General features: G+C 70.0%; 11 protein-coding genes and 1 riboswitch. Of the genes, 4 read left to right on the top strand and 7 right to left on the bottom strand.

Features of this window, described 5'->3' with window-relative positions; translation table 11 throughout:
- Positions 1 to 61 precede the first annotated feature (61 nt).
- The 5 genes from ACIBM5_RS21615 to rfbB are packed head-to-tail and all read right to left on the bottom strand — an operon-like array spanning position 62 to position 4,386.
- On the bottom strand, positions 62 to 1,396 hold the full coding sequence (locus ACIBM5_RS21615) for a lipopolysaccharide biosynthesis protein (RefSeq protein WP_396008327.1): 1,335 nt from the start codon (positions 1,394 to 1,396) through the stop codon (positions 62 to 64).
- The gene (locus ACIBM5_RS21620; RefSeq protein WP_396008328.1) at positions 1,393 to 2,094 is read right to left on the bottom strand and encodes a glycosyltransferase family 2 protein; all 702 of its coding nucleotides are present in this window, start codon (positions 2,092 to 2,094) and stop codon (positions 1,393 to 1,395) included. The genes ACIBM5_RS21615 and ACIBM5_RS21620 overlap by 4 nt, the downstream gene beginning before the upstream one ends.
- Positions 2,087 to 2,485 (bottom strand): DUF2304 family protein, encoded by a 399-nt coding sequence (locus ACIBM5_RS21625; protein ID WP_391588113.1) that lies wholly within the window; start codon positions 2,483 to 2,485, stop codon positions 2,087 to 2,089. Before ACIBM5_RS21625 ends, ACIBM5_RS21620 begins: the two co-directional genes overlap by 8 nt.
- 18 nt (positions 2,486 to 2,503) lie before the next feature.
- Positions 2,504 to 3,406 (bottom strand): dTDP-4-dehydrorhamnose reductase, encoded by a 903-nt coding sequence (rfbD, locus tag ACIBM5_RS21630; RefSeq protein WP_396008329.1) that lies wholly within the window; start codon positions 3,404 to 3,406, stop codon positions 2,504 to 2,506.
- Positions 3,403 to 4,386, bottom strand: coding sequence for a dTDP-glucose 4,6-dehydratase (gene rfbB / locus ACIBM5_RS21635; RefSeq protein WP_396008330.1), 984 nt, complete (start codon positions 4,384 to 4,386; stop codon positions 3,403 to 3,405). Before rfbB ends, rfbD begins: the two co-directional genes overlap by 4 nt.
- 53 nt (positions 4,387 to 4,439) lie before the next feature.
- Here rfbB and rfbA point away from each other — a divergent pair, with 53 nt between their 5' ends.
- The 4 genes from rfbA (at position 4,440) to ACIBM5_RS21655 (ending at position 9,092) form a co-directional block, all read left to right on the top strand.
- Positions 4,440 to 5,336, top strand: a complete 897-nt coding sequence (gene rfbA / locus ACIBM5_RS21640; RefSeq protein WP_396008331.1) for a glucose-1-phosphate thymidylyltransferase RfbA — start codon at positions 4,440 to 4,442, stop codon at positions 5,334 to 5,336.
- Positions 5,337 to 5,381: 45 nt separating this feature from the next.
- On the top strand, positions 5,382 to 5,990 hold the full coding sequence (rfbC, locus tag ACIBM5_RS21645) for a dTDP-4-dehydrorhamnose 3,5-epimerase (protein ID WP_391588109.1): 609 nt from the start codon (positions 5,382 to 5,384) through the stop codon (positions 5,988 to 5,990).
- A gap of 140 nt (positions 5,991 to 6,130) precedes the next feature.
- A complete protein-coding gene (gene galE / locus ACIBM5_RS21650; RefSeq protein ID WP_396008332.1) occupies positions 6,131 to 7,099 on the top strand; it encodes a UDP-glucose 4-epimerase GalE in 969 nt (322 codons plus the stop codon).
- Positions 7,100 to 7,531: 432 nt separating this feature from the next.
- Positions 7,532 to 7,753: riboswitch (cyclic di-AMP (ydaO/yuaA leader) on the top strand.
- Positions 7,754 to 7,757: 4 nt separating this feature from the next.
- Positions 7,758 to 9,092 carry a transglycosylase family protein gene (locus tag ACIBM5_RS21655; protein WP_396008333.1) on the top strand — a complete coding sequence of 445 codons (1,335 nt, stop codon included), beginning with the start codon at positions 7,758 to 7,760 and terminating at the stop codon, positions 9,090 to 9,092.
- Between the two features lie 229 nt (positions 9,093 to 9,321).
- Here the strand turns inward: ACIBM5_RS21655 and ACIBM5_RS21660 are convergent, their stop codons facing one another.
- Together ACIBM5_RS21660 and ACIBM5_RS21665 are read right to left on the bottom strand one after the other, a co-directional pair.
- Positions 9,322 to 11,355 carry a PIG-L family deacetylase gene (locus ACIBM5_RS21660; protein WP_396008334.1) on the bottom strand — a complete coding sequence of 678 codons (2,034 nt, stop codon included), beginning with the start codon at positions 11,353 to 11,355 and terminating at the stop codon, positions 9,322 to 9,324.
- 139 nt (positions 11,356 to 11,494) lie between these two features.
- Positions 11,495 to 12,643, bottom strand: coding sequence for an NlpC/P60 family protein (locus tag ACIBM5_RS21665; protein ID WP_396008335.1), 1,149 nt, complete (start codon positions 12,641 to 12,643; stop codon positions 11,495 to 11,497).
- Positions 12,644 to 12,759 lie beyond the last annotated feature (116 nt).

Here is a 12,759-nt window from a genome sequence, read left to right on the forward strand (position 1 = left end):
ATTGTCGATCGATCCAGCACCCGCGAGGGGGCCTCCTCGTGGGCCACACGGCCCGTCGATCCTACTCACCTCGCGAGGCGCCACCGACGGGATCCGCCACGGCTCGCGCCGAGGGCGCGGGTCGGACGGGGGCGGGAAAACGCCGGGCACCGGCCCGGAGCATCGCCGCCATCAACAGTGCCGTCACCGCGGTCGCGGCGGCGAAGGCGATCTCGACACGCAGTCGGATGTCGCCGGGCGCGCAGGTGATCGCCACGAGCACGACGGTTCCGCCGACCCACGCGACGAGTTGGCCGCGGTGACGGTTCATCGCCATCACGCCCTGCCCGAGCACCATCGCAAGCATGTAGCACAGGGTCCCGGCCGAGAACCAGGCGAAGTCCGAAGCGCCCAGGACGCCTTCCGGAGCGTTGAAGAAGACCCTGATGATCCACGGACCGAACACCGTGGCGCCCAGCCCGCCGGCCACGCCAAGCGCCGTGACCACCAGACAAGCGCGCAGGACGAGGCCGCGGAAGGTGCGCCGATCGCCGTCGGTGAAGGTACGGGAGAGGCCGGGCAACAACGACGCTTGGAGCGACCCGAAGACGAACAGCGGCACCCGCGCCAGGATCAGCGCGCTGAGCAACGCGGTGACCAGGGCGGTCTGCTCCGGTTCGAACAGCTTGACGCTCAATACCGCGGTGTTGACCATCAGCTGGGCCAGCAGGGTCGACACGATCAGCAGACCGAGTCCTCGGTACAGCTCACGCCAGGCGAGCGTCGGGCCGGGCCGGGCCGCGCGCAGCACGGGCGGCAAGGTGGCCGACATGGCCAGGATCGGGGCAACGGTCAGGATCAGCGAGAACAACAGGGGCGAACTGCTGCCCGAGACGCCGAGCGCGACGGCGAGCACGATCCGCAGACCGCCGTCCAGGGCCAACTGCGTTCCGTACGCGACGAAGGCGCCGTGCCCCGCGAGTATGCCGCGCGTGACCGAGACGACGGTCAGACCCAGGAACGCGCCGCCGAGCGCAATCAACAGTTGTCGATCGCCGTCGAAGAGCCGGTCGGCCATCGGGCCCGAGGCGCCGGCGAGGAGCGCCAGCACGGCGAGCAACAGCCCGCCGGCCAGCATGCTCCCGCGCCACAGGACCGGCGCCGTGCCCGAGCCCGCGGCGGCTCGGGCGGCGACGATCCTGGTGATCTCCTGTTCGACCGGGAAGAACAGGCCCAGTCCGATCGAGAAGATGATGGTCCACAGGACCGAGACCCCGGACATGTCGTCGGGGTTCAACGAGTGGCCCGCGATCGCCAGGTGAATGTAGGAAGCACCGCCGAGGACGACCATGCCGGCGCCCACGAGGAGGGTGCCCTGGGGCAGCGCGCGGATCGCCCGCAGCAGCATCGTCTTCATCGGCGCGCGATCGCCAACAGCAGGGTGATGAAAGCGCGACCGAGGTAGACCATCGCCTTGGCGGGCGAGTGGCTCGGCGTGCCGGCCTGCCGGGCCCGCATCGCCACCGGAACCTGAACGACCTTGTGCTTGAGGCGGATCACCCGGACCGTGGTCTCGACGGTGTCGCCGAGGTATTCCACCGGATACCACTCGGCGAACAACCGAATGATGTCCCGATTGCACGCCCGAAAGCCCGAGGTGGTGTCGGTCAGCTTCGTCTTCGCCATCCGCGACAGCACTGCGGACAGCATGACCATCGTCCACTTGCGCGGACCCCGGACCGCGTAGTCGCCTTCACCGGCGAAGCGCGCGCCGATGACCAGGGACGCGTCGTCGAGCCGATCCACGAGCTTGGGCACGTACCGGGGATCGTGCTGACCGTCCGCGTCGACCTGGATGGCCACGTCGTAGTCGTGCTCGTAGGCGTAGCGGTAGCCGAGCCGCATCGCCCCGCCGACGCCGAGGTTGTACGGCAGTGTGGTGACCGTCGCACCGGCCGCGCGGGCCACCTTGGTGGTGTCGTCGGTCGAGCCGTCGTCGACGACCAGGAGGTCGACCTCGGGCAGTTCGCCCCGGACTTCGCGAATCACGTCCCCGATCGACGCGGCCTCGTTCCAGGCGGGGATGATGATCAGGACCCGCTTGTCGTTAATCATTTACGCATTCCCGCTTCGCCGACTCGGTACGGGTGAGGGCGATGGCATCCTTGCGCTCTCGCTCGACCAGTTCGGTGCGAATGAGCGCAACCTCTTCGGCGAGTGAGCGAGTTTCCTCTTCCAGCCGGCTCGATTCCCAGCTCAGGTGGATGCAGGTCAGGAGCAGGAAGACGAAACCGAGGAAGAGCACGAGGCTGACACCCGATTGCACGCCCACCGAAGTGGCCACCGAGTCGAGCATCTTCGGAAAGGCGCCGAGCGGTACCACGATCAGGCCGACGACGAGCCACAAAACTGCGTACTTCTCGCGCAGTTGGCGTCGCCTCAGCAGCTCCAGAATGACGATGACCACCAAAAATCCGGCGACCGCGGTGACAATCGTTAGTTTCATGACACGCTCGATTTTTGATCAGTCGGGCCGCAGGGCGACGAACCCCGGGCAATCCAATGCCTGTGCAAGCATGTCCCGCCAGTCGGCCATGGGTGACAGCCCGGCATCGGCCCATCGATCGTGGGCGAGCACACTGTAGGAGGGACGCTTGGCGGGGCGCGTGAAGTTCTCGGATGTTGTCGGACGAATCCGGTCGGCGTCCAGACCGGCTCCGGCGAACGTGGCTCGTGCCAGTTCGTACCAGGTTGCCCGTCCCCTCGCCGTGCCATGGTAGATCCCCGCCGGCGCGCGCCCCGCGAGAGCGGCCTCGCCCAGGCGAACCACCTGCCGGGCCAGGGCGGCCGACCAGGTCGGCTGCCCCGCTTGATCGTCGACGACGTCCAGGGTGTCGCGGTCGCGGGCCAGTGTCAGCATGGTGGAGACGAAATTCCGCCCGTGTTCGCCGTACAGCCATGCAGTTCGCACGATGTAGCCGCTCGTCGGCAACAGCTCCGTCACGGCCTGTTCACCGATCAGCTTCCCGCGCCCGTAGGCGTTCAGTGGTGCGGTGGGCGCGTTCTCCGAGTACGGCTCGGTGTTGTCGCCGGCGAAGACGTAGTCGGTGGAGATCTGGATCAGCCGCGAGCCGTGCGCGGCACAGGCCCGAGCCAGATGGCCCACCGCGGTGCCGTTGACCTCGGTCGCAGCCGACTCGGCCGACTCGGCGCCGTCGACGTCCGTCCACGCGGCGGCGTTGACCACGATGTCGTGGCCGGCCGTCGCCTCGAGCACGGCGGAGGCGTCGGTGATGTCGAGATCCGCCCGGCCGACGGCGGTGACCGTCGAACCGGGAACCGCGTCCAGGACGGCGATCAGATCGCGCCCGAGCATTCCGCGCGCTCCGGTGACGAGCCAGCGCGGGTTGTCGACCGACGTGGTCAAAGCGCCACCTTGTGTTGCAGCGGTTCCCACCAGGCGCGATTCTCGCGGTACCACGCGACGGTGGCTTCGAGGCCGAGTTCGAAGGACACGCGGGGAGTGTAGCCAAGTTCGTCGTGCAGTTTGTCGATGCTCAGCGAGTAGCGACGGTCGTGGCCCTTGCGGTCCTCGACGAAGTCGACGCTGTCCCAGTCCGCCCCACAAGCGGCGAGCAGGCGGGCCGTCAGCTCCTTGTTGGTGACCTCGGTTCCACCACCGATGTGGTAGACCTCACCGGGCCGCCCGGAGCGCATCACCAGTTCGATGCCCTGGCAGTGGTCGGAGACATGCAGCCAGTCCCGGATGTTCCCGCCGTCGCCGTACAGCGGCACCCGCTTGCCGTCGAGGAGGTTCGTCACGAACAGCGGGATCATCTTCTCCGGGAACTGGAAGTGCCCGTAGTTGTTGGAGCAGCGCGTCACCACGACATCCATGCCGTGTGTGCGGTGGTACGACAGGGCCAGCAGGTCGGAAGCAGCCTTGCTGGCCGAGTACGGGGAGTTGGGCGCGAGCGGCCAGTCCTCGGTCCACGAACCCACCTCGATCGACCCGTAGACCTCGTCGGTCGAGACGTGCACGAAGCGGGACACGCCGTGCTTGCGCGCGGCGTCGAGCAACACCTGGGTGCCCAACACGTTCGTCACGACGAACGGCCCCGAGCCCGCGATGGAGCGGTCGACGTGCGATTCCGCGGCGAAGTGCACCACCACGTCGTGTCCGGGCATCAGCTGATCCACGAGCTCGACGTCGCAGATGTCACCCTGAACGAACGTGTAAAGCGGATCCGCGGCGACGGCCGCAAGATTTGCCTGGTTGCCCGAGTAGGTGAGCTTGTCGAGGATGGTCACCCGAGGTTTTTCCTGCGGGACGGGGTCACCGGACAGTAGATTTCGAACGAACTCGGAGCCGATGAATCCGGCCCCACCGGTGATCAGAATCCTCATGGGCACAGGAGTCTAGCGACCGGCCGGCAAGCCACACAGCCTATGGTGTTCGCATGCGCGGCATCCTTCTCGCGGGCGGCACCGGCTCCCGACTCTGGCCCATCACTCAAGCCGTATCGAAGCAGCTCATGCCGGTCTTCGACAAGCCGATGATCTACTATCCGCTGTCGACTCTGATCATGGCCGGCATTCGTGAAGTCCTGGTCATCACCACTCCGGAGGACCAACCACAATTTCGGCGGTTGCTCGGCGACGGCTCGCGCCTGGGCATGCGGATCGAGTATGTCGAACAGGCGAGTCCGGACGGGATCGCGCAAGCCTTCCTGCTCGGCGAGGATTTCATCGGTGACGGACCCGTCGCCTTGATCCTGGGCGACAACATCTTTCACGGCGTGGGCCTGGGTCGACAGTTGCGCACCTGCGCGGACGTCGCCGGCGGTCGGGTGTTCGCCTATCCGGTTGCCGACCCCACCGCGTACGGCGTGGTCGAGTTCGACGCCGACGGCGTGGTGCGCTCCATCGAGGAAAAGCCCGAGCGGCCGAAGTCCCGCTACGCGGTTCCCGGGCTGTACTTCTACGATCATCGAGTCGTCGAGATCGCCAAGGGCCTCGAGCCGAGTGCCCGAGGCGAGTTGGAGATCACCGGCATCAACGCGGCCTACCTCGAACGCGACGAGTTGATGGTGACCGTCCTCGATCGCGGCACCGCGTGGTTGGACACCGGCACCTTCGCCTCACTGGTGCACGCGGCGGAGTTCGTCCGCGTCATCGAGGAGCGCCAAGGCATGAAGATCGGCTGCGTCGAGGAGGCCGCCTGGCGGGCCGGCTTCATCGACGACACGCAGTTGAAGGAGCTCGCACAGCCGTTGCTCAAGAGCGGCTACGGGAAGTATCTGCTCGACCTGCCGATCTACGGCGACGGCATCGCCCCGCGAGCCGAATTCGACTGAGCTCGCGCGCGACCGCCTCCGGATTCGATGGACAAGGACACGTACATGAAGTTCCACCCCCTCTCGATCGAGGGCGCCTGGGAGATCACGCCCCAACAGCACGGCGACTCCCGCGGCATGTTCATGGAGTGGTACCGCTTCGATCTGATGGCCGAACACGTGGGTCACCCGCTCCGGCTCGCGCAGGCCAACATGTCGGTGTCGGCACGCGACGTGGTGCGTGGCGTGCACTTCGCCGACGTGCCCCCGGGCCAGGCGAAGTTCGTGACGTGCGTGCGCGGTGCCGTATTGGACGTCGTGGTCGACCTACGGGTGGGATCCCCGACGTTCGGCACCTGGGAGGGGGTGCGTCTGGACGACACCGAGCGGCATGCGCTGTACATCGGCGAGGGTCTCGGGCACGGCTTCTGCGCGCTGACGGACGACGCCACGCTCAGCTATCTGTGTTCCGAGTCCTACGCTCCCGCGCGCGAGCACGCCGTGCATCCGCTCGACCCGGATCTCGCCATCGACTGGCCGACGGAGGGTGCGGCGCAGTTGTCCGCGCGGGACCTGGCCGCCCCCTCGCTCGCGCAGGCGATCGACGCCGGCATGTTGCCCGACTACGCCGAATGCCGCCGGTTCACCGACATGTTGGGCCGCGGTTCCGCGTAGTCGGGGATATCGGCGTCCGACACCCGGCCGCCTGCCGAGGGCCCACGGCCGAGCATGCGCTCGGCCGTGGGCCCTCGGTCGGTACGGGCGCCACCGTCGGCGAACCGGCCCGGCATCGTCCGGCTGGGTAGGGTCGGGACATGAAGTGGCTTGTCACCGGCGGTGCCGGATACATCGGGACGCATGTCGTGCGGGCGCTGCTCGCGGTCGGCGAGGATGTGGTCGTGGTCGACGACCTGTCCTCGGGCTCGCGCGAGCGGGTTCCCGAGGGAGTGCCGCTGGTGGTCGGCTCGGTGCTGGATCGGGCGTTGCTCGACGAGGTCTTCCGAGCGCACGCGGTGGACGGCGTGGTGCACATCGCGGGCAGGAAGCAGGTCCCCGAATCGGTCGCGCGCCCCCTCTTCTACTACGAGGAGAACGTCGAGGGTCTGCGCACCCTGCTGGCGGCCATGGTCGCGGCCGACGTCACCCGGATCGTGTTCTCCTCCAGTGCCGCCGTGTACGGCATGCCCGACGTCGACCTCGTCGACGAGGACACCCCGTGCGTGCCGATCAACCCGTACGGCGAGAGCAAGCTCGTCGGCGAGTGGATGATCAGGGCCACGGCGCGCGCACACGGCATCTCGTACGCCTCGTTGCGCTACTTCAACGTCGCGGGCGCGGGCGCGCCGGAACTCGCCGACAAGGGCGTGTTCAACCTCGTGCCGATGGTGCTGGAGAAGTTGACGGCCGAGCAGGCGCCGGTGATCTTCGGGGACGACTACGACACCCCGGACGGCACGTGCGTGCGCGACTTCATCCATGTGGTGGATCTGGCCGAAGCGCACGTGGCCGCCACCCGTCGGCTCGCGGCCGACCCGGACGCGCACCTGGTGCTGAACGTGGGTCGTGGCGAGGGCACATCGGTGCGCGAGATGGTGGAACTCATCGGCGAGGTCACCGGTTTGCGCGACCTCGCGCCGGAGCACCACCCGCGACGCGCGGGCGACCCGGCCCGAGTGGTCGCGAGCGCCGACCTGATCACCACCGAGTTGGGCTGGAAGGCCCGGTACGGCACGTCGGACATGGTGCAGAGCGCGTGGGCCGGCTGGCAGGCGCTGCGCGGCTGAGACGACGGGGTGGGGGCGCCGTGCCGATGGGTCGTCGGCGCGGCGGAGCCAGGCCGTGTCCGGCACGAAGTCGCCTGGGACGAATCGGACATGTGGCGTATCGAATGTGGGGTGAATCACGCCGGCCGCGAGTGCGGGCGCCCGCCCGGATGGGCATGGGTGCCCGCCGGCCGGTGCTACCCGCGATGCCAATGTGACCGGCGGGACGTAGGTGATCGTTTCCGGACGATCGGCATGCACCACAACCGGGAACCACTGTCACGCAAATCCGATGGATCCGGCACGGAACGCCAACTGCGGTCCTTTCCGTAAGGGATCATCTACATTGCGCTCATCCGCAAATCGGATATTCGACCTCTATCCGACACGGACTTGTGATCTACGTCCGAGCCTGCTTAGCGTTCGATCCGTCCGTATCCCACACGGACCCCGATCGCCGGTACGCCGAATCCTGTCGCCGGCCGTTCGGGAGGCTGACGAGCACCACACGACAGGAGCGGGGGAACCACAGGTGAACCGCCGCGAACGGCCCCGATCGAGACGATCGGACGCCGCGAACGGCTTGGGGTGAAGCCACGTCCTTCGGGATGTGGCCGGGCTATCGATCTCCGGCCCGAATCCGACAGCTCACCTCGTAGGCGTGGGAGAGGATCCAGCAATGCTGTCCGGAACCGGGCGTCATCGCCGTCGCAGCACCAGTAGGACCACGCGTCTGATCGCCGCGGCGGGTGTCGCCGGAGTCGGCGTCGCCATGCCGATCATCGGCGCGGGCACGGCCCAGGCCGCCTCCGTGAGCACCTGGGACAAGGTCGCCCAGTGCGAGAGCACGGGCAACTGGCAGATCAACACCGGCAACGGCTTCTACGGCGGCCTGCAGTTCACCCAGAGCACCTGGAACGAGTTCGGCGGCAAGCAGTACGCCGCGCGGGCCGACCTGGCGACCAAGGGTCAGCAGATCGCGATAGCCGAGAAGGTGCTCAAGAGCCAGGGCCCCGGTGCCTGGCCGGTGTGCTCGGTCAAGGCGGGCCTGACCCGAGGCGGCGCCACCCCCGACGTCGACACCGGCTCCTCGGCCGGCAAGACCGCGCCGAAGACGGCGCCCAAGACCGAGACTCCCAAGGCCGAGACCCCGAAGAAGACGGTCGCCGCGCCCAAGATCGAGGTCAAGTCCGAGGCCCCCAAGGCCGAGGCTCCCAAGACCGAGACCCCGAAGACCGAGCCGGTCGCCAAGTCGGACTCCGCCGCCACGTCGTCCTACGTCGTGGTCGCCGGCGACACGCTCTCGAAGATCGCCGGCGCCGCGCACGTGCCCGGCGGTTGGCCGAAGCTGTACGAGGCCAACAAGAGCGTGGTCGGCGAGAACCCCGACCTGATCTTCCCGGGCCAAAAGCTCACGGTCGACGGCAAGGCCGCGCCGACCACCGCCAAGACCGAGGCCGCCGCGCCCAAGGTCGAGGTGCAGAAGCCGGAGACCCCCAAGGCCGCGCCGAAGGCGGAGACCAAGCCGGCCGCGCCGAAGACCTCGGTCAAGACCGAGGCCGCCAAGAGCGACGCCAAGCCCGCCGCGAGCACCGAGAAGGCCTCCGGCGCCTATGTCGCCCCGGTCTCCGGCGCCACGCTCACGTCGAGCTTCGGCGCCGGCGGCTCGCGCTGGTCCAGCGGCAGCCACACCGGCCAGGACTTCGCGGTCTCGACCGGCACCACGGTGCGCGCGGTCACCTCGGGCACCGTCGTGTCGGCCGGCTGGGGCGGCGCGTACGGCAACGAGGTCGTCATCCGGCACGCGGACGGCAAGTACACCCAGTACGCGCACCTTTCCTCGATCTCGGTCAAGGCCGGGATGAAGGTGCAGACCGGCCAGAAGATCGCGCTCTCCGGCGCGACCGGCAACGTGACCGGCCCGCACCTGCACTTCGAGGTCCGCACCACGCCGAACTACGGCTCCGCGGTCAACCCGATGACCTGGCTGCGCAGCCACGGCGTCAGCGTCTGATCCACCGCTCTCCCGCGCCGTCCGGCGGGCGTTCCCTTCGGGGAGCGCCCGCCGTTCGCATGTTCGGGCGGGTGTCCGCGCGGGTGCCGCTCACGGCGGGCCGGATTCGCCGTCGGGACGGCCGTGTGGTGCCCGGCGTGCCGTCGAAAGGGCCGCACAGCGCCCCGTCGAGACGGCCCTACGGCGCACGGCGTCCCGGCGGAACGGCCGGGCGCCGCCCGGAACATCGTCAGGAAAGCCGTGCGGTGCGCAGCGCCCCGTCCGGTCCGAGCCACAGGACCACCGGCTGTCCGGCGCCGTCCGTCGCGCCGGTGGGACCGACCGCGACCGCGTGCTCGTCGAGCACGATCGGCGGCCCGGCCGCGCCCACCACGACCGGACGGCCCTCGGCGTCCCGGGTGCAGACGGCCGTCGTGCCGTCCGGCCGGCGCAGCGGGTACAGCGCCTCGTGACCCGCGCCCGCGGTGCGCGGATCACCCGGCGTCCAGGCGCCGGGCTCGACTTCGACCACACTCGCGATCTCCGCCGTGCCGGCCCGCCGGTGCGCGACGCCGACCCGGCCGTCGGCGCCCACCCACGCCGCAGGCGCCCCCACCGGCCGCTCGGCCGCGATCGTGCCGGGCGGACCGGACCGGTCGCCGACGAAGTCCCAGTACCGGATGCCCTCGCGGGCCGTGCCGAAGACGCTCACCCGGCCGTCCGGGCGGGTCACCGCGCTCGGCCCCTCGACGATCTCGCCGCCGCCCAGGTCCCGCCAGTTCGACCACTCCTCGCTGTCGGCGGGTCGGAAGCGGGTGCTGATTCCCTTGTCCCGATTGCGCACGAACAGATGCAGCCCGCCCGCGCCGTCGGCCCGGACCACCGGTGTGCCCGGGCCGCGTTCACCGTCGTCGGGGCTGCCCAGCCCCCGCCACGGGCCCAATCCGCCGCCGGGCGTCGTCTCGGTCGCGGTGACGATCTCGAACCGGTCCCGGTCGGAGCGCCGGGCGCCGCCGATCCGCAGCGCGAAGACCGCGATCCGGCCGTCCCGCGTGCGCACCGCGGCAGGTCCCGGGGCGAGTTCGCCGTCGCCGGGGCCGGGCATGGACTGCGCCGGGGTCCAGACCGCGGCGCCCACGCCCTCCTGGGTCCATCGGGTGATCCGGCCGCCGAGCACGGCCCACGCGGTCAGCCGACCGTCCGCGCCGAGCACCGGCCGGGGACCGGCGTCCGGAAAGCGATACGTGGTGCTCTGCGGCCAGTTGCTCCGAGCGGCGGTGTCGCGCACCTTGAGGTCGCCGCAGTCCACCCGTCCCGGGCAGTGCCGCACCCGGTCGGTCCAGCCGTACACCCGGGTGATCTCGTCCTTGCGCTCGCGGGCCGCCGGCGCGAGATTGTGCGGCCAGCGCTCGTGGTAGTAGCCCCGGTAGGCGATCGCCGCCGCGCTCGCGGCCGGCCGCGCGGCGTTGTATCGGCGCAGCGCCTCCCAGGTGAACTGCGCGGCGGCGGTGTGGTCCTGGTGGTCGGAGACGCCGCCGTTGTCCGAGTGTGCGGGGTGTGCCCCGTCGTGCCGCTGTCGATCGGGGTCCGGGTCGAGCGTGCGCACCACGGTCGGCGTCTGGGCCCGCATCAGGTCCGCGAGCGAGTCGATCAGGCCGTCCCGGGTGTAGGAGTACGGTCCGCCGGCCGGCTCGTCCCGGGCGGCCAGCGTGTCGAGTTCGCGTTCCCTGCCGTTCCACAACGTGCGCAGCCGCCCGCGTGCGCCGATGCCCTCCTCCTTGCGCGTGTTGAGGAACACGAGCTTGATGTTCGGGGCGTCCACCAGATGGTCGAGTTCGGCGTGCGCGCCGTCGCGCAACCGCACGCTGTGCCGCTCCCAGCGCGCCGCGCGGTCGCCGAGGGCCATGAACGCGTACGCGGCGCGCGCTCCGTTGTTGCGCGCCGCCGCGTACGCCTGCGGATCCGGGCGCCCGCCGGGGCCGTTGCGGCCGTCCGCCTCGCCCGCGGTGAGGAAGACCGTCACACTGTCCGTGCCGGTGCGCACCGCCCGGTCGACGTCGGGGTTCATGAAGTAGAGGTCGTCGTCCTGATGCGCGACCACCTGCATCACCGCACCGGTCGTGCCGGGCCGCGGTGCCAGGGTCTCGATCCCGATCGGCGAGGTCGGCGCGTGATACGGGGGCGAGCCGTACGGCCCGGTCACCTTCACCACGGCAAGCGCGAAGCCGAGCGCCAGGACACCGACCACCGCGGTGAACCTGCCGGTGCCGGGGATCATCGCCATGTCGGCTGGGACCTTTCTGCCGTCGCGGGCGAACCGGCCTCATCATCGCCGGTCGTCGACCGCGACCCGGACCCGGCACACCTGCACCCGGCGCGCCCGGCACGGTGCGCCCGGCCCACGCGCCGGATCGCCGCGGCGGTCAGCGCGCCCGCGCGCCGCCCGTTCCCGCAGTGCGCGGCTCGGCCGCGGCGGGCAGTCGGGTCGGCACCTTGCCGCCCCCGGCCGGGGTGCGACCGGGGTCGGCGGCCGGACTGCCCGCGCCGGAGTCGTTGTTCGCCGAACCGGGGCTGCGGTCCGGCAGCGCCTTCGCGCCCTCGGGGGTGACCCGGGTCGCGCCGATGTAGTCCGGCTTGTCGATCGGGCCGAACTTGATCACCGTTCCGGTGTAGGGCGCGTGGATCATCTGGCCGTTGCCGACGTACATCCCGACATGGTGGATGCTGCGCGGGTCGCGCAGGTCGGTGGCGAAGAACACCAGGTCGCCCGGCAGGAGTTGGTCGCGCGAGGGATGCCGGCCGGCGTTCCACTGGTCGTTGGCCACCCGGGGCAGCTTGATGCCCACGGTGTCGTAGGCGGCCTGGGTCAGCCCCGAGCAGTCGAACCGGCCGCCGTCGGCCGCGGTGCCCTCGCCGCCCCACAGGTACGCGGTGCCGAGCTTGGTCTGCGCCCAGTTGACCGCGCCCGCCGCGAGCGCCATCGGCTGCAGCGGGGTCTGCACGACGCCGAAGCTCTGCTCCAGCGAGCGGATCGACTTCACGTAGTCCTGGGTCTGGGTGTACGGCGGGATGCCCTTGTACTGCATCACCCGGTACGCGCCCGCGTTGTACGCGGCGAGCATGTTGTTGGTCCGGTCGCCGGGCACCGAGGCGACATATTTGGCCAACGAGCAGTCGTAGCGCGCGGCGGCCGGGATCGCGTCGGCCGGATCCCACGGGCTCGACTTGCCGTCGCCGTTGCCGTCGGTGGCCCACTCGGGCCACGTGGTGGGCATGAACTGGGCGATGCCCTGGGCCCCGACGTTGCTCACCGCGGTCGGGTCGAAGCCGCTCTCCTGGTAGAGCTGCGCGGCCAGCAGCGCCGGCGAGATCTCCGGGCAGAGCCTGCCCCACTTGTCTATGGTCGCCGCGTACGCGGCCGGCACCGTGCCGGGCGCGAGCGACATCGTGCCGCCGACTCCGCCCTGGCTGCCGGATGCGGATTGCATCGCGCCCACGCCTACAGTGAGAAGACCGACCAGACCGAAGGGAATCGCGAATGCGATGCCACCGGCCACCCAGGCTTTGCGCATCGCAGGCACCCCCGATTCTCCGCGACCGGGACGGGGCCGCGACGGACACTCCGAGCACATTGTGCGCGCCACGATTGCTCAGCGCAATCACCCGTGATACACACAGTGAGCAGACA

The organism is Embleya sp. NPDC050493 (assembly GCF_044458105.1).
In the GTDB taxonomy this organism is placed as follows: Bacteria; Actinomycetota; Actinomycetes; order Streptomycetales; family Streptomycetaceae; genus Embleya.

Coding starts and splice junctions, on each gene's coding strand:
- ACIBM5_RS21655 (WP_396008333.1), top strand. CDS start 7,758: ATGCTGTCCGGAACCGGGCGTCATCGCCGTCGCAGCACCAGTAGGACC.
- ACIBM5_RS21625 (WP_391588113.1), bottom strand. CDS start 2,485: ATGAAACTAACGATTGTCACCGCGGTCGCCGGATTTTTGGTGGTCATC.
- galE (WP_396008332.1), top strand. CDS start 6,131: ATGAAGTGGCTTGTCACCGGCGGTGCCGGATACATCGGGACGCATGTC.
- ACIBM5_RS21660 (WP_396008334.1), bottom strand. CDS start 11,355: ATGGCGATGATCCCCGGCACCGGCAGGTTCACCGCGGTGGTCGGTGTC.
- rfbB (WP_396008330.1), bottom strand. CDS start 4,386: ATGAGGATTCTGATCACCGGTGGGGCCGGATTCATCGGCTCCGAGTTC.
- rfbA (WP_396008331.1), top strand. CDS start 4,440: ATGCGCGGCATCCTTCTCGCGGGCGGCACCGGCTCCCGACTCTGGCCC.
- ACIBM5_RS21615 (WP_396008327.1), bottom strand. CDS start 1,396: ATGAAGACGATGCTGCTGCGGGCGATCCGCGCGCTGCCCCAGGGCACC.
- rfbC (WP_391588109.1), top strand. CDS start 5,382: ATGAAGTTCCACCCCCTCTCGATCGAGGGCGCCTGGGAGATCACGCCC.
- ACIBM5_RS21620 (WP_396008328.1), bottom strand. CDS start 2,094: ATGATTAACGACAAGCGGGTCCTGATCATCATCCCCGCCTGGAACGAG.
- ACIBM5_RS21665 (WP_396008335.1), bottom strand. CDS start 12,643: ATGCGCAAAGCCTGGGTGGCCGGTGGCATCGCATTCGCGATTCCCTTC.